The following is a 20,664-nucleotide window of genomic DNA, read 5'->3' as shown; positions in this document are numbered from 1 at the left end:
CCAGTATATCTACTCTTTACCCAGCAAGATCTTAATTAAACCTTGTGTTGAAGCATCCAGTTGAGACACGTCTTTTTCTTTACCATTGAGGATAGGGAGTAATTGATTGGCAATTTCTTTGCCTTTTTCAACGCCCCATTGATCAAATGGATTAATATTCCAAATAACCGATTGTACAAACACTTTATGTTCATACAATGCAATCAGCATTCCTAAACTATAAGGGCTTAGTTCTTGCAACAATAGCGTTGAGCTTGGTTGATTGCCTTCATACTGTTTATATACAGGTAAGCCTGATAATTCATTGGCATTTAATGCTGTGTTACCAAAAGCCAATAATCGCGACTGCGCCAAGCAATTGGATAAAGCCAAATGATGCTGCTCAATTAAGGATTCTGCACTTTCAGCATAAGTAAATTGATTCGAATTATAACGCTGCACTGGCGCAATAAAATCACAACTCACCGCATGGGTTCCTTGATGCAAAAGCTGATAAAAAGCATGTTGCGCATTTGGGCCCACTTCGCCCCAGACAATTGGGCAGGTTTTTAAATCAACTTTTTCATTATTTCTTTGAATCGACTTCCCATTCGATTCCATCTCTAGTTGCTGTAAATAAGAAGCAAAATATTTTAGACGGCCATCATAAGGCAATACTGCATGGGTCTGAATATTTAAAAAATTATTATTCCAAACCCCAAGTAACCCCATCAGTACTGGAATATTTTGTGCAAATGAAGCTTTTTGGAAATGCTGATCAATCGCATAAGCGCCTGCGAGCAATTGTTTAAACCCATCAACACCAATCTGCAATGCAATCGGTAAACCAATACATGACCACAACGAGTAACGACCACCGACCCAATCCCAAAGTAAGAACTGGTTTTCTGCTGCGATTCCCCATTCTGTCATTTTCTCAGGCTTGGTTGAAACCCCAATAAAATGATGTTGGATCACACTGTTTTGCATACCCAAATCTTTTTCTAACCACTGCCGAACTGTTTGAGCATTGGATAGAGTATCAATAGTTCCAAAAGACTTGGACGAAATAATAAATAAGGTAGTTTCAGGGCGTAATTGATGTAGTAAATCAGAAAGCTGACTACCATCCATAGTTGAAACGAAATGTACTTTTAATGGTTTAGCAGTACTGACTTTATAGTCTGATAAAGCATGACTCACCATCAATGGTCCTAAATCAGAACCACCCACACCGATATTGACCACATCTTGAATCACTTCACCTGTCGAACCACGACATTGTCCTGCATGAACTTTATCGACAAGCTGATACATGCGATCTAATTGTTGATGTACCAATTCAGCCAGTTCAGGGTAATCTTGATCATGCTTCGGTAAACGCAATGCCCAATGCATTGCTGATCGGTCTTCCGTATAATTGATCGATTCTTCGGTAAATAAACGTTTGATCCATTGCGTTAATTGTTTTAAATCTGCAAATTTAAACAAGGCATCACATGCATTTTGGTCAATACGATGTTTACTATAATCAAAACTCAGTTGATTAAAATGTACTGAGAACTTATCAAACCGCTGCGGATCTTGCTCAAATAAATCGGTTAAACACAATTGCTGTTGTTCTTTAGCAAGATTTTGCAATCGTACTAAATGCTGCTCTCTTTGATCATTGTCTAATATAGAATTTGTCATACTCGCCCTACACCCTGATAAGCAAAACCTTGTGCTTTGACGAAATCTGGATCTAACATATTACGACCATCGAGAATCAAAGGATGGGCCATTTTCTGTAAAAGTTGTGAATAATCAGGACTCCAATATTGCTTCCAAGCTGTCAATAAACACAATGCATGTGCATTTTCTACCACTTGGTATTGATCATGACATAAAATCAAATCAGCGCGTTTGCCATAGAAATTTGCTACCCGCTCTAAGGCTTGTGGATCGTGTAACTGTACAATCGCGCCTTGTGCCCAAAGCGCTGCAAGCATGGCATGAATTGGTGAGTTCTCAATACTTGAGGTATTTTCTTTAAAAGAAGCACCCCAAATCGCCACAACTTTACCTGTTAACTGCCCTTGATAGTAATTCCAGAGTTTTCTAAATAAAATTTCTTTTTGTTGTTCGTTGATATTCCAAACCTGATCCAGCAATTGGCTTTTGATCCCTGAACCCGCCACTGTACCAGTTAAGGTTAAAATATCATGGGAGAAATTTTCTCCACCAAAACCCACACCTGCAGATAAATATGATGCGCCAATTCGACTATCAGATGCCAATCCCTGTTTAACATTATGAATATCAATATTTAATTTTTCAGCGACTTGCGCCATATCATTCATATAACTGATGCGTGTAGCCAACATGCCTGAAATACTCAGCTTGGTAAATTCAGCATCTAAAAATGGCATAAACAAATATTGATGTTTTAACTGAAAAAAGGGTCTTAATAATTCTTTGATAATCTGCTGTGTCGCAGGTTGATCTACACCAACAATCACCTGCTTTAGGTCGATAAAACTTTGAATCGCATTACCTTCTTGAATGGTGTCTGGCAAATACGCCCAATGATCAGCCACTAAAATTTGTTTTAGTTCTTCAGTACCTTGTAAACCGAATGTAGAACCATTGATCATCAGTCTTGGATGAATGATAGGAAAACGTTTTAATTCTTCAGCCAAGTGTTTGGCTTGGTCAAATTCAGAAGGATTAAAACTAAATAAAAAAACTTCACTTTGTAATTGAAGTTGTTTTAACCCGACCAATTGAATGGAATTATTCTTAATCTGTTTTTGAATGAGTTGATTTAAATCTTCATCTTGGTAGTGTACTGAGGATTGATGATCAGCGCCTACTCGGGGACACCAATACACGCGGTGCCCATATTCAGCAAACAAGCCAGCGAGTACGCCAGCTTGGAGTGTTGTGCCAAATACACAAATATTCATATCAGATCCAATTATTATAAATTCAATTCTTTGATGAGCAATTTAAATTCTTCACCCAACTTAGGATGCTCCACAGCATAGTGTAATACTGCTTTTAAATAACCAATTTTGCTCCCACAGTCGAAAGTCTGACCTTTCATACGATACGCTTCGACATTTTCTAATTTTTGTAATGCAGCAATGGCATCAGTTAATTGGATTTCATTGCCCGCACCTTTGGGCGTTTGTTCTAATAACTGCATAATCTTAGCAGGCAGTACATAACGCCCCACCACAGATAAATTTGAAGGTGCACTACCAACTGCAGGCTTTTCGACAATCCCTTTCATCACGATACTTTCACCCTCAACAGGTAAAGATGCTACATCGACAATACCATATTGATCCACAAGATGATCAGGTACAGCCTCTACCATAATTTGCGATGTTTTAGATATATTAAAACGATGAATCATTCGTGCCAGATCATTTTCTGTACTATTTTCTTTTACCAAAACATCTGGCAATAACACAGCAAAATCATCACTTCCAATTACTGATTTCGCACATAAAACAGCATGCCCTAAGCCCAATGGTTGAGGTTGACGGACACTAACCACGCTGACATGTTTAGGTAAAATTTCAGTAATTTCTTTCAGTAGATCAATTTTTTTCTTATTTTCTAAAGTTGTTTCCAGTTCAAAATTACGATCAAAATAATTTTCTATGGATGCTTTTGAAGAATGTGTCACTAAAATGATTTGTTCAATTCCAGCAGCCACAGCTTCTTTGACAACATACTCAATTGCAGGACGGTCAACCACTGTGACCATTTCTTTAGGAATTGATTTACTTGCAGGTAGAAAACGAGTACCTAACCCAGCAACAGGTAAAATGGCTTTTTTGATCATGATTTACTTTAACACTATTAATGATTGGTCGATTTGGTATCAGTTGTATCTGAACCTGAAAAACGGCTTGCTCCAACAGCTTGGTCTGGTGAATCTATGCCTTCTTTTTTAAACATAACTTTAACGGTTTTAAACATGATTTTAAAATCGAGAAAAGTTGACTGTCTTTCAACATACTGTACATCTAAGTCAAATTTTTCTTCCCAAGATAAATTATTACGTCCACTCACTTGAGCCAGACCAGTCATTCCTGGTTTAACATTGTGTCGGCGCAATTGATGGGCCGTATAGTGTTCTACAAATTCAGGAAGCTGCGGTCGTGGTCCAACAATACTCATATCACCTTTTAAGACATTAAGTAATTGTGGCATTTCATCTAAACTGGTTGAGCGCAGTTTTTTCCCAAATGGCGTAATACGCTGATCATCTGGTAAGGGTTGACCATCTTTATCAAAAGCATTTTTCATAGAACGAAACTTCATCATTCTAAAATGTTTACAATCTTTTCCTGGTCGTTCTTGATAAAAGAAGATAGGGGAACCTAAATTTTTACGTACCTTGTATGCGACTAAAAGAAAAATAGGCGACAGTAATAAAAGTGCTATTGACGCAATAATAATATCAACAAGTCTTTTCATTACTATAAAACCTCAATTTCTTATTTAATATTAGAGACATATTGTAAAACCTCTACTATTTTTTTCATTGCTACTGGCTCAGAATAATTATTAATTAAAACATCTCTAGACGATTGTATATTATCTTTTGAAGTGTTTTCTATGATCTCTAGTATCGCTTTTGCTAAAAGCATAGGGTTTTCAGGTGGAACAATCCAACCAATTTGATGCGCTTTAATCATACAAGCAACTTCAGAGTATTCATCCATAATCGCCAATAAAGGCTTATCAGCAGCCATTGAAAAATAAGCTTTACTCGGCACTCCTAAACCCAACATTCCATCAGCTAGAGTTACAATAGCAATATCTCCAGCATTTAATCCCTTAGATTTCGCATTCTGTTTCACAGGTCCAATATATTGTATATTTGGATCATTTAATGTTTCTATTGCGTGATTAAGTTGTTCGACATATGCCCCATCCCCCATAAATAAAAATTTAGGTCTCTTAGACGGTTCTATCAGCTTAATCGCTTCAATAATATTATCTACACCTTGTACGCGACCAATATTACCAAAAAATTGAAATACTGGTGACTCATTTTCCCAATTTAATTTTTTCAATATCTCATTTGAGCTTTTTTCTTCTACTTCAATATCATTTTCATCAATCCAATTTTGGATCACAACACTATTACTTTGATTTGTTTTGGTGTCGACTAAATCTTTCATATCTTGGCCAATCACAATCAACTTTTCAGGAGTTGCATAGAAAACATCAAAAACTTTTTTTAAAATTTTATAAAGAAAATTTTCCTTTTTCAAAACCTTAGCAGACACTAAGTTTTCAGGAAATACATCATGAACAAGCAATACCCATTTAAAACCTATCATTTTTTTAGCAAAGTAAATGACAATCAACAGAAAAATAGGAGTGGTTCCAGTAAACACGAGATCTTGTTTTTTAACATTTTTTAATACTTTAATAAAAAAACGAAAAGAAATGATCAATTCAAAAAACAACCTTTGAATCAAACTCTTCTTATTCAAATTCAAATCTTTAACAATGATGCTTTCAGGATCGATAACATCATTGTTTTTGTCTTCTTTGATAATCAAGCATAGCTCAGAACCATATACCTTTTTCAAATGGATATATAACTTATGAAATAGATATCCTGTCGTATTTTGATTTGAATGATAATATTCCGTTACTAAGTATGTCTTTTTCATCATCTAATTGCCTTAATATTTTTTCCAAATTACACGATTAACATAGTCTGTATAACTTAAGATAATGCGTGCTACTTTTTCTGAAACATTTGGCATACTGTAATCTTCGACTAATCGGAGCGTTCTTTCATCCCCTCTCGCTTGGTATTCTAAAATCTGCAACCCTTGCAAAATACGTTCAGAAGTTAAGCCAACCATCATGACTGCTGCTTCCTCCATACCTTCTGGACGCTCATGCGCCTGTCGTAAATTCAGAGCTGGAAAGTTTAGAATAGAAGACTCTTCATTAATCGTTCCACTATCAGATAAAGCTACTTTGGCACAAAGTTGTAATTTATTGTAATCACTAAAACCTAGTGGTTTTAACAATTGTACTAACGGATGAAATGTTACGCCCATTTGTTCGATACGTTTACGTGTTCTAGGATGAGTGGAAACAATCACAGGATAATTATATTTTTCCGCCACGGCATTTAACATTTCAACCAAATCCAAGAAATTTTGATCTGAGTTAATATTTTCTTCACGGTGTGCACTCACAATAAAATATTCGTGCTCTTTCAACTTCAATTGTTCTAATACATTTGAAGCTAGAATTTTCTCTTTATAATAGGTTAATACTTCAAACATTGGGCTACCTGTTTTGATCACAAGATCAGCGGGCAAACCCTCAGCAAGCAAATAATCACGGGCAATCGTACTGTAAGTCAAATTAATATCAGCAGTATGATCTACAATACGTCTATTAATCTCTTCAGGCACTCGCATATCAAAACAACGATTCCCCGCTTCCATATGGAATGTCGGAATTTTACGTCTCTTTGCTGGAATAACGGCTGTACAACTATTGGTATCACCTAATACTAATAATGCATCAGGTTGAGCTTCCTCTAGAACCCTGTCTACTGCAATGATAACATTACCAATTGTTTCTGCCCCAGTAGCACCTGCTGAATTTAAAAAATAATCTGGCTTACGTATACCTAAGTCCGTAAAGAAAATTTCATTTAGTTCATAATCATAATTTTGACCAGTATGTACAATAACGTGATCAAAATATTTATCGCATACGGCCATCACACGAGATAAACGAATAATTTCTGGGCGAGTCCCCACGACTGTCATTAATTTTAATTTTTTCACAAAATAACTCTTTAATTAGATAATGGCATTGCATATGTATCTGGTTTTGAACGGTCAAATATTTCATTTGCCCATAACATCACCACCATTTCATCATCACCAATATTAGTAATGTCATGCGTCCAACCAGGTACTGTTTCAACAATTCTAGGCTCTTCACCAGAAGTTTCCAATTGATAAAACTCACCAGTGATCACATTTTTAAACTTAAATAAAGCCTTACCTTTAATGACCAAAAACTTTTCTGTCTTGGTATGATGATAGTGCCCACCACGTGTAATACCTGGATAAGCTGTAAAATAAGAAAATTGTCCCGCATCAGGGGTTTTCAACATTTCTACAAATACACCACGATTATCACCATATTTTGTTACGCCATAATCAAACTGCTTAGGGCTAAAAAAACTTAAATATGTTGAATACAAGGCACGTATTAAACCGGTACCTACTCGATCTGTAATCAAAGACTCTCTTGAATCTTTAAATCCATAAATCGTTTCAGCAAGTTGCCCTACGGAAATTTGATATTCAGGTTTAATTTCAAATGACTCATTTGCTGGATATTTTTGATTTAAAATATCCCAAATTGTTTCAACGACATCATCAATATAAACCAATCGAATCAGTGCATTTGGATCGTTGATTTGTATAGGTAAATCATTTGCGATGTTATAACAGAAGGTTGCAACTGCTGAGTTATAGTTCGGTTTTGACCATTTACCAAAAATATTGACCATTCTAGAAATGTAAATTGGATTTCCATTTTCTTGATTCAATTTAGTTAATGCTTGTTCTCCACCGAGTTTACTTTGACCATAGATATTATCTCTTTCTGCCTGAATAGAAGAAGATAATATAATTGATGTTTTTTTCTTATTGATCAGCAGAATGTCACAAATTCTTTCAGTAAGTGAAACATTCCCTTCTACAAATTCATCATCATTTTTAGGGCGATTTATACCAGCTAAATGTACAATCCATTCAGCCTCTAAAACTAATTGCTCTAACTCTTGCTCAGTTGAATTGCGATAATATTTCAATACTTCAATATTTTCTTTCTCAGATAAATACTGTATTAAATTTTTAGCAACAAAACCATTTGCACCAGTAACCAAAACTTTCATTTTAAACCTCAGGTGATTTGTAAATGCCATTGGTTAAATCACGGATAAATTCAAGTTTAAGCAATAATTCTTTCATCCCATCTACATCTAAGCGTGTTGTATTATGTGAATTATAATCTTCATATTCAACAACTTTGGTATTACCATCTTCAATGTATTTTTCATAGTTTAAATCACGCTGATCTGCTGGAACTCGGAAATAATCACCAAGATCTTCAGCACAAGCTTTCTCTTCACGACTAAGAAGTGCCTCAAATGCTTTTTCACCATGACGGGTACCAATCACATTAATTTGGTGGTCTTTCTTATTAAGCATTTGTGTAATTGCGCGTGCTAGTGTATCAATGGTTGCCGCAGGCGCTTTTTGTACAAAGATATCTCCATTTTGACCATGATTAAATGCATACAGTACAAGATCAACCGCATCTTCAAGCGTCATCATAAAGCGAGTCATATGTGGATCTGTTATTGTAATAGCTTTACCAGCGCGAATTTGATCAACGAATAATGGAATAACTGAACCACGAGAAGCCATAACATTGCCATAACGAGTACCACAAATAACAGTGTTAGTACCTTCAAGATTACGTGATTTTGCTACCATAACCTTTTCCATCATTGCTTTAGAAATCCCCATAGCATTGATTGGATAAACAGCTTTATCAGTACTTAAGCAAACAACTCGTGTAACTTTATTTTGAATTGCGGCTTCCAGTAAATTTTCTGTACCTAAAACATTTGTTTTAACTGCTTCTAAAGGATAGAACTCACATGAGGGGACTTGCTTCAGCGCTGCAGCATGAAAAATATAATCCACTCCACGTGTTACATTTAATACTGAGTTAAAATCACGGACATCTCCGATATAAAATTTAAGTTTAGATGATTGATACTTTTTACGCATATCATCTTGTTTTTTCTCATCACGACTAAAGATACGGATTTCTTTAAAATCGCTGTCTAAAAAACGGTTTAGTACAGCATTACCGAATGATCCTGTACCACCAGTAATTAATAATGTTTTTCCATTGAACATTATGTTCTCCTATTTACTATCATCTTGGAAAGATAAAATTAAATCTAAATATCGTTGAGCCCGTTGTTTGGGATTTGAAAAATTAAGTACATATTGTTTAGCCGATTCTAATTTTTCAACATCTTTGAATCCATTATCATTTACAAATTTATAAATCATATCTGCAGTAGATTTAGGATCTAAAGGATTAAAATAATTAGCGTAATCTTTGCACACATCTCTAACAAAATGTCTATCTGATGCAAATAAAGGCTTGCCCATAACCATAGCTTCTAGAGGGGTGGCCGAAAAACATTCTAATAGACTCGGAAAAATAATTGCATCCATTTCCTTATAAAACCTAGGGCATTGGTCAATAGTCAATGCACCAACATTATTAACTAGACCTCTAAATTTCTCACTTTTATTTTTCCATTCTAAGTCATTGAAAGTAACATAAAAATCAATATTGAGGTTATACTCAGAGGCAAGTATAAGCTTCAAATCTGCAAGAAAATCAGTATTTTTATGTGGGTAATCTCTTCCAACGAATCCAAATTTCAAATTATTATTACAAGCAACTACTTTTTCTTTTGCCCATCTCTCTGGTGAAAAATAGATAGAATTTAAACAATTGTAAACTATTTCAATTTTATTCTCGGTAAAACCTTTTTCAATTAAAGCTATTTTAACATGTTCAAGTTCAGTAATTAACTTATCATTTCTTTTAAAGAATAAATATTGAAAGAAATATTTAACATTAATTTTTATTTTATTAAATAAAGAATATTTTGAGTAAATTTCATTTTTAGTATAAATAATCCATGGTTGTGCAAAACCTGTAATCATTTTTTTTGGTTTAAAAATAGAATATAGAGGACCAAAAACAGTTAAAACTAAATCATATTTTTTAATAATAAAATCAACGCCCTTCCATACCGCGGATAAACCATAAGTATTTAGAATAGTATAATCATAAAATTTAGAAAAATCGGTATTAAGTTGCATTAAGGATTCATTGACTTCGTCTGAAACAAGAACGGAAATTTCTAAGCCATTGAGATCAAGTAGTGACAATTCAAATATAACCGAAATGGCAACTTGCACTCCTCCTCCACTATGCAAATTTGAAGCATTAAGTAAGATATTCATCAGTATAACCTTTATTCATTACCAAATTATAAATTAACTCGCACTGTGCAATTGGGTTCTTTTTTGTAAGAATAAAAGTCTTTGCTGAATTACCTATTTTCCAACGTTTAATTTTATCCATACTACAAACATCAATTATTTTATCCTTCAGATCAGTAATCACAGAATTGTCTGAGGATGAGTAATCAAGGTGAAAACAAAAATTAAAATACTCATCTGGAACTCCTTCTAAACGGTACATTAATGTAGGTGTACCTGAAGCGAAATACTCCATAGTTTTTGACGGAAAAGAATATTTTGTAAAATCTTGTCCAGGTAACCGTGGATTAATGAGTAAAGTAGCATTTATTTGTAACTTTAAAACTTCAGCACGAGGAATTTGACCTAAATAATTTATTCGGCTATCTTTTTTTGCATAATTGATCACTTCCGAGTACAAAGGTCCAGCCCCGCACACTATCAGACGATAATTAGGATTATCGATCGCTGAGAATGCTTGCAAAAGATTTAAAATACCATTTCTCTCATCAATAGCCCCAGAATAAAATAAAACTACTTCTTCTGAACTTAATTTTGGGTTTTGATCTAAAAATTCATTATTAAAAATGCCTTCAACAACAACCCAAGGCTTTGTTCCAACAGGTATTTCATCGGCCATATATTTACTTAAAAATACAAAAGCATCTACTTCTTTATAAGATTTAGAAATAACTCTTGCATCTTGATTTAAAACAATACTGCCTATCAAACTCTTTTTGCTACCTGTCATTCCATGCAAATCAGGTACAATAAGACATAATGTTATCTCAATTTCAGAATATTTAGATTTATATATACTAAGCGCTTTTAAAAAGGGTGGATATAAATCATAAATAAAGAAAATAATTTTTTCATTTTCTTTATTTATTTTTATAATCTCATCAAGAATTTTCATAATTTTTATAAATTTCAAATAATGTTTAACATAAACAATATTTAAAAAAGAAAAACTTTCACCTATTTCCTTCCCATCTCGATAAATCTTGCTACCAGACATAGAAATTTTTTTGTATTTTAGAGGATAAGCTCCTACATTTGGAAAATTCAACAAATATAAAGTCGGTAGAAAATGATGTAATCCTGTATAAATACTCCATTGCAATGCATTATTTGCATTAGCAATTTGACCATTACTTAAGTTTACTATTTCCGAAGTTAGTTCATCCGGAAACAAGCTGGATAAAAAAAACGATTTAACAGTCATATCAATCCTACTTATCAAAAGATATTAAAGAATATAATATCTTGATTTATGAAATGCTTTAACATCACTTCACACTTTTCATGTCATTATATGTAAATATGGAAAAAACAGCTAATAACAACACCGTATTACTTACCTCATTTGAATAAAAATTCATACCTTTTAAATAATATAAAAATAAAGAGCATATAAAAATTAAAAAGAAAAAAGTTCCAAATGTTTTTGAAATATTCTTAAATAAAGGGTTTAAAAAGTATAATAAAATAAAGCCAAGAAAAACTGTTGGAACAAGACCGAACATGAATATATCTTGAATCAAGCCTATATCTGAACCTACCGGATACGCTCCAACTATTATTTTCCCTTCCCCCCATAAGAAATGCATTATATCTTCTGGAAAAAACCACATATAGGATAAAGTTTCAAAAGTTCCTGTCGATTTTCCTTCTGATAGTTTTTTTAACTCTTCCACACCCTGCATTAACCTGAAAAAATAATCAGTCTGCAAATAATCAATACCAATAAAAATAAAACCTAAACTAAACATTAAAACTAGTAAAATAAATAGTTTTACTTTCCTTTTGTATAAAAGATATAATGGAGATACGATCAACCAAAGTGCAATTGGAACGAGACCAATTCTTGCATTAAGTATTACGCTTAAAATCATGCCTAGAAAAAGAAATAGATATGTAATCTTTTCTGATATTTTTTTTGAAAAAATAAAATAATAAATACTTAATAAAGAACATAAACCCATCAACATAGGAAATGTTGACGTATAACCTGTAGCAAGGCCAAACGATCTTAGCCCACTCCCAAAATCATTTGATATATCTTGTATTGAATTCTGTCTCGCTGTTGCTAATGTCCAGTCTCTAAATGCTGGAACAGTTAGTGCTAATATTACAAAAAAAAGTTGAATAGCTCCAACCTTTATAATAAAATCACAAAAATCTTTAAAATTACATGAATATATTTTACTATAAATAGATAATATTGTTAATGCACATAGAAGACTAAGTATAATTAATAAAAAAGAATACCCTCTTAATAAGGCATCATCAGCACCAAATAAATATAAAACAAACAAGTACATAAAAAATAACAAACAAATTGATATAAATATCAAAACTCTTTTACTTGATAAATATATCAAAGTTTGACTAATATTTATAAAAAAATATCCAATTGCAAAAACACCCAGTAGGTACATTAAATTAAAACTAAAAAAATTCCCTGGATTAAATATATATAAAAAAGCATATAAATAGAGAAATGTTTTTGAAAAAAAACTATTAGCCAACACTTACCCTCTCCAAATGAAAATAAGCTTTATTAATGATTTACAAAAATTTAATTCTTTAAATTTATTAAAAGATTTAATCATCCCTTTAAAAGCATATATTTTACTAAATCTATATGCAGAGAAAAAAACAAACCTTCTGTAATTCCACATATTAATCGCATCATTATACAATGGATGATTCTTATATTTATTTATAGTTAACAAATGTGAATCAGAAACATCCATTCTCATTGGCATACGCTTTCTTTCAGAACCGATAGCTTCTGGCGAACGATAATAATATAGTTTATCATCAATAACACCGATATCTGTAACTAGTGCTATTTTTAAATATATATCATAATCCTCTGCAGTAACATTCGGATCAAAGCCATTTATAATATTTTTTATTAAATAAGTTTCATACATTCCAGTAACGGGTAGATGAATCTTAAATGTAAATATATCATCAAAAATTATTTTATGAATCAAGCCTAAATTATAATTTCCGGTTTGACTTGTTAATACTTCATTCAAATCATTAATAACATATGCATTAGTCACACAAAACTTATGTTTTATATTAGATAGCAGATATTCAACTTGAATAGAAACTTTATTTTCATGATAGAAATCATCAGAAGAACAAATACTCCAGTAATCTCCTTCACACCACTCTAATGCTTCATTTAATGTTGTACTTAAACCTTTATTCGATCTATGCCTAAATTCAAAACGAATAAAGCGATTCCTACATTTTGTTATCATTTCTTGTATTTTTATAATTGAATCATCTTTTGATCCATCATCAATAATAATAAGTTCTATATTCTTATAAGTTTGGTTTATCAAACCTTGAATGCAGTCTTGTACAAAGTTTTCATGATTATAGCAAGGTATGACAATTGAAACCAAAGGCTGACTTTTTTCACTCATATTTTCACACACATTCTTTTAAAGATTTAAAAACAAAAAAACTCATAATAATCCAATATAATGCATAATTAATTAAATGAGCAATTGAGACACCTTCAAAACCAAAACTTTGAGTACACACATAAGTTAATCCAATTGAAATCATTGCAAAAATAATTTCTGTAGTTATAAAAAGCCTTGTCATAGCTTTACTTAACATCAAATATGCAAGTATCCAGCTACCGATTTTTAGAGAATCACCTATTATTTGCCATAAAAATAAATCTCTCATTGGCAGAAAGGCTTTGCTAAACAGCAATACAATTATCCAATCTCTTAATAAATAAACAAAGAAACCACTAACAACAGCTAGAGGAAATATAAATTTATAGCCAAGATAAATTTCAGATTTTATTTCCTGTATTTTTGATAGCTCCGAAAGCCTAGGTAAGTAATATACACCTAAAGTAGTTGTTACAAGCATTAAGTAAGCTGCGCTCAAACGAATCATGGCTTCCCAGTAGCCTGCATATGTTAGTCCATATTCATATGTCAAGTAACTTCGAATAACTATTTGTGAAAGAGGAACACATATAGCGCTAACCAAAGCCATCAATGCAAATGCTGCAAATTTTTTTGCGATACTTGTGTCTATTTTACCAAATAAATATGCCAGTCTAAACCAATCGGATTTATAACATAAAAGTAAAGTAATAAAAAAAGCTAAAGATTGATAAATTGAAAGTGCAACTAATGCTCCATATAAATTATACTTGATTGCCAAGATACTTGTAACTACGAGAGAAAACAAACTGCCGAGTACATTTGCAACAACAAGCTTTAATATTTCTTTTTTTCCATTAAGTATTGCCAAAAATAGTGAGTTAAAAGTAAAAAAAAGTAAAAAAATTGCAAACCATACAAATACCAATTGATATGTATCGGTATGAAAAATATAAATAGAAAGTTTTTTTTGAAAAATTAAAATAAATAATGAAGAAATTAAACTAAAAAATAAAACAATACTTCCAGCTGTTTTCCATATTTTTTCTTGCTTACTTTTATCGTCATTGTATTCCGCTGTATATTTAATAACAGCTGTATTGATAGCACTTCCTGCAAAAGTTGTTATCATTTGTATGAAATTTTGAAATTGCCCAATTGCTGCATAACCTGTGGGGCCAACATAAACAGCCAAAATTTTATTCAGTATAAACATTGTTGCTGTTTTAATTAAAACAGCAACTCCATTGAGTATACTCGTTTTGAGTAAATTCATTTTTATACTTTAAAATCATTGCAAAGTTGAATTACCACTTCAGCTTCTTCAAAACTTAAAGTCGGTCCAATTGGTATGCTTATTACTTCCGCATGAATTTGCTCTGAGATTGGATAGCTTAAATCATTCCACTCTTTGTAAGCTTGCTGTTTATGTGGAGGAATAGGGTAATGAATTAAAGTTTGAATGTTATGGTCTGCTAAATATTTCTGTAAAGTATCTCTATACTCTGTTCTAATTACAAATAAGTGCCAAACATGCTGTTGGTATTTTTCAGCATTTATATTACTTAATGGCAACTCAATTAGAGGGTTATTAATCTTCTCAAGATATAAACTGGCAATTTTACGACGATGTTCAACCTCATGATCCAAGAATTTTAATTTAACATCTAACATTGCAGCTTGAATTTCATCTAGTCTACTATTTACTCCTGGTACCAAGTTCTTATATTTTTCATGGGATCCATAATTACGAAGCGCACGTAACATTTGAGCAAGTTCTTCATTATTGGTAGTTACAGCACCTGCGTCACCGAGGGCACCTAAATTTTTCCCAGGATAAAAACTGAAGCCTGAGGCATCACCCCAATTTCCAGCCTTTTTCCCATTTATTGTAGCACCATGCGATTGTGCTGAATCCTCTAAAACAAGTAGATTATGCTTATTTGCAATTTCTATAATTGCAGGCATATCAGCTAATTGACCATATAAATGAACAGGTAAAATAACTTTTGTTCGCGAAGTAATTGCTTCTTCAATTTTTGAAATATCGATATTATATGTTCTAATATCTGGCTCAACTAAGACTGGTTCTAAATTATTTGCTGTAATTGCTAAAATACTTGCGATATAAGTATTTGACGGAACAATAACCTCATCACCATCTTTTAACCTACCAAGCTCTTTCCAAGCACGCAGTGTTAAGATAAGTGCATCTAAACCATTTGCAACCCCAATTGCAAATTTTGTTCCACAATATTCAGCAAAATTTTGTTCAAATTTTTCCAGTTCATTCCCACCAATATACCAACCAGAGTCAATTATTCGTGTACAAGCCTCTATTAGCTCTGTTCTATATTGTTGATTAATATTTTTTAAATCTAAAAAAGGAATCATTCTTCTATATATCCTTTGATTATTGCTGGATTTCCAACTACGATTGCATTTGCAGGAACATCTTTGGTTACAACTGCGCCAGCGCCAATGAGTGCCTTTTCACCTATTCGTATACCAGGTAATATCGTTGCGTTTGCTCCGATAGTTGCTCCTTTCTCAACAATAGTTTTTGGAAACTCATCAGGATATTGCTTTGAACGTGGTTTCTTGTCATTAGTAAAAGCAACGCATGGGCCAATAAAAACATTATCTTCTAATGTAATGCCATCCCATACATAAACACCCGATTTAATTGTGACGTTATCACCAATCTGTACGTCATTTTCAATCATGGTATGCGCACAAATATTACAATTTTCACCAATGACTGCTTGTGAAAAAATCACACTATATTGCCAAACTTTTGTTTTTTGACCAATATTTTTAGACTTTACGTCAGACAAGGGATGAATATAAGGTTTATTCACGACCTTGAGAAACTCATCATAGTTTCGAATATAATCTTGTTCTGAAAAATGCTCACTTGCAAGAACAAGTAAAACACAATCTTCAGAAAAATCATGCATTTCACGCCATATTAAACTTTCTATTACCAAGCCCTTGGTAGCTGAGTCCAAAATGACTTCTTCTTTCTTATAACCATTATCTAAAATGAAACGACAACTTCCTTTAAGGCAAATTGCAACCTGTTTCAAATCTATATGAGCATGAAATCCACGAGGTTTATTAGTGGTATTAAAAATATAATATAAACGCTTTACTTCAAAAGGAATGGAATGATTTGATTCAATTGCAACCAATCCACCTCTTTCATCGCCAAAATTTGGCAAATCGATTAATTTAACTAGGCTCATTTTAGTCATTTACCAAAGAAATCAAATATTGACCATAGTCATTCTTACTCATGCTTTGACCGATTTGTAAAACTTGTTCTTTAGTTAACCAACCATTATGTAAAGCTATTTCTTCTAGGCAAGCAACTTTATACCCTTGACGTTTTTCTATCGTTTCAACAAACTGAGCAGCTTCTAGTAGACTTGCATGCGTTCCTGTATCTAACCAAGCGAAACCGCGACCTAACAACTCCACGTTTAAATCACCACGCTCAAGATACATCTGATTAACTGTGGTAATTTCCAACTCACCACGGTCAGAAGGCTTCACGCTTTTGGCAATTTGAATAACATCATTGTCGTAAAAGTACAAACCCGTGACTGCAAAATTAGATTTTGGCTGTTTTGGTTTTTCTTCTAAGGAGACAGCGCATTTCTGCTCATCAAACTCAACCACACCAAAGCGCTCTGGGTCTTTAACTTGATAACCAAAAACTGTTGCACCTTTTTGACGTGCGACAGCTTGACGTAGCATTGGTGTAAAGCCCTGGCCATAAAAAATATTATCACCAAGCACTAAACAAACATTACTATCACCAATAAAATCTTCACCGAGAATAAAAGCCTGCGCTAAGCCATCAGGACTCGGTTGAACTGCATAACTAAGTTCTACACCAAACTGCGAACCATCATTCAATAGACGCTTAAAACCATCAATATCTTCAGGCGTGCTTATGATTAAAATCTCTCGAATTCCTGCAAGCATAAGTACGGATAATGGATAATACACCATCGGTTTATCATAAATAGGGAGGAGTTGCTTAGAAACACCCTTGGTAATGGGATAAAGACGAGTTCCTGAACCACCTGCTAAAATAATACCTTTTGTTGTTGTCATTACGCAGTTACACCTAATCGTTCACGTTGATAGCTACCATCTTGTACTCGACGGCACCATTCTAAATTATTTAAATACCATTCCACAGTTTTACGAATACCTGTATCAAATGTTTCTTCTGGCTTCCAGCCTAAATCTTGAGCAATTTTACTTGCATCAATTGCATAGCGTAAATCATGCCCTGGACGATCTTTAACAAAAGTAATCAATGTTTCATATGATTGATTATTTATCTGGGGTTTTAATTCATCCAAAATTTTACAGATGGTTTTTACCACTTCAATATTTTGTTTTTCGTTATGTCCACCAATATTATAAGTCTCACCAACTGCACCTTCTGTAACAACTTTATAAAGTACGCGCGCATGATCTTCGACATATAACCAATCACGAATTTGATCACCTTTACCATAAATAGGCAAAGGCTTACCATCCAAAGCATTTAAAATGACCAATGGAATTAATTTTTCAGGAAAATGATAAGGACCATAATTATTTGAACAATTAGTCACAATAGTAGGCAAACCATAAGTTCTTTGCCACGCTCGAACTAAATGATCTGAGCTGGCTTTACTTGCAGAATAAGGGGAGCTCGGTGCATAAGCTGTTGTTTCAGTAAACAGATCAGTAGTCCCTTCTAAATCACCATACACTTCATCAGTTGAAATATGGTGAAATCTAAATTGTTGTTTTTGCAGTTCACTAAGATTTAGCCAATATTTTCGGGTAACTTCCAACAAAGTATATGTACCTACAATATTAGTGTTAATAAATTCAGCAGGCCCATCGATTGAGCGATCCACATGTGACTCAGCAGCTAAATGCATCACCACCTCAGGTTTAAACTCAGCAAAAATTTGAGTTAATTTTTCAGCATCACAAATGTCAATTTGCTTAAATTGGTAACGTGAATCTGGATCAACTTCTTTCAAAGACTCTAGATTGCCAGCATAAGTCAGCTTATCAATATTTAATACTTCATCCTTTGTATTTTTTATAATATATCGTACCACTGCTGATCCAATAAACCCCGCACCACCAGTCACCAAAACTCTCATACCCTAATCCTGCAAATCATTTTTTAATAAATCTAATAGTTAAAATGTTCCAATAACAAGCTCATCAAAACACCAAAATCTTTTTTACATAAGGATGATTTCTATCCATTTTCATACTAAAAGATTATATCCAAACTCAAGCTAAAATTATATATTAAACGGCATCAAACAAAGCCAAATAATTTTGACTTTCATCACCGTTCAAATTCCTAATGAATTACTTTATTCTTTTTAAATTACAAAATCATTGAATAGATACAAGTCAACACACTTCTTTTTCGGTTTTAATACAATTACCCCTTAACAATAAGATACCCAACCTGACTTTTTTAGCTTACAATTCGCTTTCAAGATTAGATTCTAAGCAACAACGCAATATAAAATAAGGGTTTTGAATGTGAAGTATCCGTACACATCACTGTTTACAATTTTAGCGATTTCGATTTCGTTTTCTGGTTGTGCGATCACTTCAGGACTTCAAACCTATGATCTGCCTGAACAAGGTCAATATAGAACTGATCAAGGTGCTGAACTTTCCGTTGTACAACTGAATCAAAATAATATTCCAAATCTAAATACAACTAGCCAATTAAGTTCAGATAATCTTGTATCGTTATTCAACAGCTCACAAAATATTTATCGTTTAAGCGCTGGTGATGTTCTTTCAATTCAGCTTTGGGCGTATCCTGAAATTACCCCACCAATCCAAGATGCAACCAATATTAAAGCTGTTGGTTACCCCATTGATCCAAATGGTAATGTTCAATTACCTTTAGTGGGTTCAGTGCATATTGCAGGTAAAACTTTAGCCGAAACTAATCGTTTTTTACATAATCAATTTGCTAAATATCTAAAGCATCCTGATGTTGTGGTTCGAGTACTGTCTTATGAAGGACGTCGTTATTTTGTCAATGGTCAAGTTATGCGCAGTGGGCAGTATACCTTAAATGACCAACCGATCAGTATTTATACTGCGTTGGGTCAGGCGGGTGGTGTAGACACTAAAACTGGTGATACCACCAATATTCAGCTGATCAGAAACGGACAAACCTATAACCTGAATACCATTCAGTTAGAAAAACAAGGATTGTCCCTGCATCAATTATTAATCCAACCCAATGACACCATTTTCGTCAATACTAAACAAGATCAAAAACTCTATGTCATGGGTGAATCCAGTCGCAGTCAAGCCCTCACATTACGAGATCAAGGTATGACCCTGAGTGATGTACTTGGTGAAAGTGAAGGAATTAACCCTACTTCAGCAAGTGCTGCACGTATTTATGTGATGCGTACTGACCTTAGCACCAAGCAGTCTACAATTTATCATCTTAACTTAAGTAGTTTAGGAAATTTGGCTTTAGCCAATCAATTTGCGATGCAAAAAAATGATATCGTCTATATTGATGCAACAGGTTTAACCCGCTGGCAACGTATTATGAATCAAGTAATTCCGTTCTCAAGTGCTCTATATAGCTTTGATCAATTGGGTAAATAGGATGCAGATTCAAAACATATTAGTGGTTTGTGTTGGCAATATTTGTCGTAGTCCAATGGCAGAATTTTTTTTAAAACAAAGCCATCCTGATCTAAAAATAGAATCCGCAGGGCTTGCTGCGATGGTCGGTCATTCAGCTGATAATAAAGCCATTGCTTGTATGGATGCCCTAAATATTGATATGCGTTCCCATATTGCACGACAAATAAATGCAGAGTTGATCAAAAAGGCCGATCTTGTTCTAGTGATGAGCAAAAACCAATCACAACATATTGAGCAGAAATGGCCCTTTGCCAAAGGCAAGGTTTTCCGTTTAGGACACTGGCAAGATCAAAATGTGCCTGACCCATACAAACATGATCAAGCTTTTTTTGATGAAACATGTAAAAATATCCAAGCTTATGCCAATGATTGGCAATCACATCTATAAATTT

19 protein-coding genes are annotated in these 20,664 nt (G+C 33.4%); 2 read left to right on the top strand and 17 right to left on the bottom strand.

Annotated elements, in window-relative coordinates; translation table 11 throughout:
* Window positions 1–9: 9 nt before the first annotated feature.
* From pgi to rfbB, 17 genes are all read right to left on the bottom strand, one after another.
* On the bottom strand, window positions 10–1,671 hold the full coding sequence (gene pgi / locus ACQ7EO_RS00455) for a glucose-6-phosphate isomerase (protein WP_434278682.1): 1,662 nt from the start codon (window positions 1,669–1,671) through the stop codon (window positions 10–12).
* On the bottom strand, window positions 1,668–2,927 hold the full coding sequence (locus ACQ7EO_RS00450; RefSeq protein WP_434278681.1) for a nucleotide sugar dehydrogenase: 1,260 nt from the start codon (window positions 2,925–2,927) through the stop codon (window positions 1,668–1,670). The genes pgi and ACQ7EO_RS00450 overlap by 4 nt, the downstream gene beginning before the upstream one ends.
* 14 nt (window positions 2,928–2,941) lie before the next feature.
* Window positions 2,942–3,817 carry a UTP--glucose-1-phosphate uridylyltransferase GalU gene (gene galU / locus ACQ7EO_RS00445; protein ID WP_434278680.1) on the bottom strand — a complete coding sequence of 292 codons (876 nt, stop codon included), beginning with the start codon at window positions 3,815–3,817 and terminating at the stop codon, window positions 2,942–2,944.
* Window positions 3,818–3,834: 17 nt separating this feature from the next.
* On the bottom strand, window positions 3,835–4,455 hold the full coding sequence (locus tag ACQ7EO_RS00440; RefSeq protein WP_262087344.1) for a sugar transferase: 621 nt from the start codon (window positions 4,453–4,455) through the stop codon (window positions 3,835–3,837).
* Between the two features lie 20 nt (window positions 4,456–4,475).
* Window positions 4,476–5,669 carry a glycosyltransferase family 4 protein gene (locus tag ACQ7EO_RS00435; RefSeq protein WP_434278679.1) on the bottom strand — a complete coding sequence of 398 codons (1,194 nt, stop codon included), beginning with the start codon at window positions 5,667–5,669 and terminating at the stop codon, window positions 4,476–4,478.
* Between the two features lie 9 nt (window positions 5,670–5,678).
* Entirely contained in the window at window positions 5,679–6,809 is a 1,131-nt protein-coding gene (gene wecB / locus ACQ7EO_RS00430; protein WP_434278678.1) for a non-hydrolyzing UDP-N-acetylglucosamine 2-epimerase, read from the bottom strand.
* 11 nt (window positions 6,810–6,820) lie between these two features.
* Entirely contained in the window at window positions 6,821–7,933 is a 1,113-nt protein-coding gene (gene wbjC / locus ACQ7EO_RS00425) for a UDP-2-acetamido-2,6-beta-L-arabino-hexul-4-ose reductase (protein ID WP_434278677.1), read from the bottom strand.
* A 1-nt stretch (window position 7,934) separates the two neighbouring features.
* Window positions 7,935–8,969 (bottom strand): polysaccharide biosynthesis protein, encoded by a 1,035-nt coding sequence (locus tag ACQ7EO_RS00420; RefSeq protein WP_262087349.1) that lies wholly within the window; start codon window positions 8,967–8,969, stop codon window positions 7,935–7,937.
* 9 nt (window positions 8,970–8,978) lie between these two features.
* Window positions 8,979–10,100 (bottom strand): glycosyltransferase, encoded by a 1,122-nt coding sequence (locus tag ACQ7EO_RS00415; RefSeq protein ID WP_434278676.1) that lies wholly within the window; start codon window positions 10,098–10,100, stop codon window positions 8,979–8,981.
* Window positions 10,084–11,343 carry a glycosyltransferase family 4 protein gene (locus ACQ7EO_RS00410; RefSeq protein ID WP_434278675.1) on the bottom strand — a complete coding sequence of 420 codons (1,260 nt, stop codon included), beginning with the start codon at window positions 11,341–11,343 and terminating at the stop codon, window positions 10,084–10,086. Before ACQ7EO_RS00410 ends, ACQ7EO_RS00415 begins: the two co-directional genes overlap by 17 nt.
* Before the next feature lie 64 nt (window positions 11,344–11,407).
* Window positions 11,408–12,652 (bottom strand): hypothetical protein, encoded by a 1,245-nt coding sequence (locus ACQ7EO_RS00405; protein WP_434278674.1) that lies wholly within the window; start codon window positions 12,650–12,652, stop codon window positions 11,408–11,410.
* Entirely contained in the window at window positions 12,653–13,567 is a 915-nt protein-coding gene (locus tag ACQ7EO_RS00400; RefSeq protein ID WP_434278673.1) for a glycosyltransferase family 2 protein, read from the bottom strand. It lies immediately after the preceding gene.
* A 4-nt stretch (window positions 13,568–13,571) separates the two neighbouring features.
* Window positions 13,572–14,825: an O-antigen translocase gene (locus tag ACQ7EO_RS00395; protein ID WP_434278672.1), complete on the bottom strand. Its 1,254-nt coding sequence runs from the start codon at window positions 14,823–14,825 to the stop codon at window positions 13,572–13,574.
* A 2-nt stretch (window positions 14,826–14,827) separates the two neighbouring features.
* Window positions 14,828–15,943: a DegT/DnrJ/EryC1/StrS family aminotransferase gene (locus ACQ7EO_RS00390; RefSeq protein ID WP_434278671.1), complete on the bottom strand. Its 1,116-nt coding sequence runs from the start codon at window positions 15,941–15,943 to the stop codon at window positions 14,828–14,830.
* Window positions 15,940–16,797, bottom strand: a complete 858-nt coding sequence (locus ACQ7EO_RS00385; protein ID WP_262087357.1) for a WxcM-like domain-containing protein — start codon at window positions 16,795–16,797, stop codon at window positions 15,940–15,942. Before ACQ7EO_RS00385 ends, ACQ7EO_RS00390 begins: the two co-directional genes overlap by 4 nt.
* Window position 16,798: 1 nt before the next feature.
* The gene (gene rfbA, locus ACQ7EO_RS00380; protein ID WP_434278670.1) at window positions 16,799–17,674 is read right to left on the bottom strand and encodes a glucose-1-phosphate thymidylyltransferase RfbA; all 876 of its coding nucleotides are present in this window, start codon (window positions 17,672–17,674) and stop codon (window positions 16,799–16,801) included.
* Window positions 17,674–18,732 carry a dTDP-glucose 4,6-dehydratase gene (rfbB, locus tag ACQ7EO_RS00375; RefSeq protein WP_434278669.1) on the bottom strand — a complete coding sequence of 353 codons (1,059 nt, stop codon included), beginning with the start codon at window positions 18,730–18,732 and terminating at the stop codon, window positions 17,674–17,676. The genes rfbA and rfbB overlap by 1 nt, the downstream gene beginning before the upstream one ends.
* Window positions 18,733–19,129: 397 nt before the next feature.
* Here rfbB and ACQ7EO_RS00370 point away from each other — a divergent pair, with 397 nt between their 5' ends.
* Together ACQ7EO_RS00370 and ACQ7EO_RS00365 are read left to right on the top strand one after the other, a co-directional pair.
* Window positions 19,130–20,230 (top strand): polysaccharide biosynthesis/export family protein, encoded by a 1,101-nt coding sequence (locus tag ACQ7EO_RS00370; protein WP_434278668.1) that lies wholly within the window; start codon window positions 19,130–19,132, stop codon window positions 20,228–20,230.
* 1 nt (window position 20,231) lies between these two features.
* Window positions 20,232–20,660, top strand: a complete 429-nt coding sequence (locus tag ACQ7EO_RS00365) for a low molecular weight protein-tyrosine-phosphatase (protein ID WP_434278667.1) — start codon at window positions 20,232–20,234, stop codon at window positions 20,658–20,660.
* Window positions 20,661–20,664: the final 4 nt, after the last annotated feature.

The sequence above is a fragment of the Acinetobacter sp. CE-15 genome, from assembly GCF_051059255.1.
In the GTDB taxonomy this organism is placed as follows: domain Bacteria; phylum Pseudomonadota; class Gammaproteobacteria; order Pseudomonadales; family Moraxellaceae; genus Acinetobacter; species Acinetobacter guillouiae.
The sequence above is the reverse complement of the archived record's forward strand: the minus strand, read 5'-3'. Positions and strand labels throughout refer to the sequence as shown.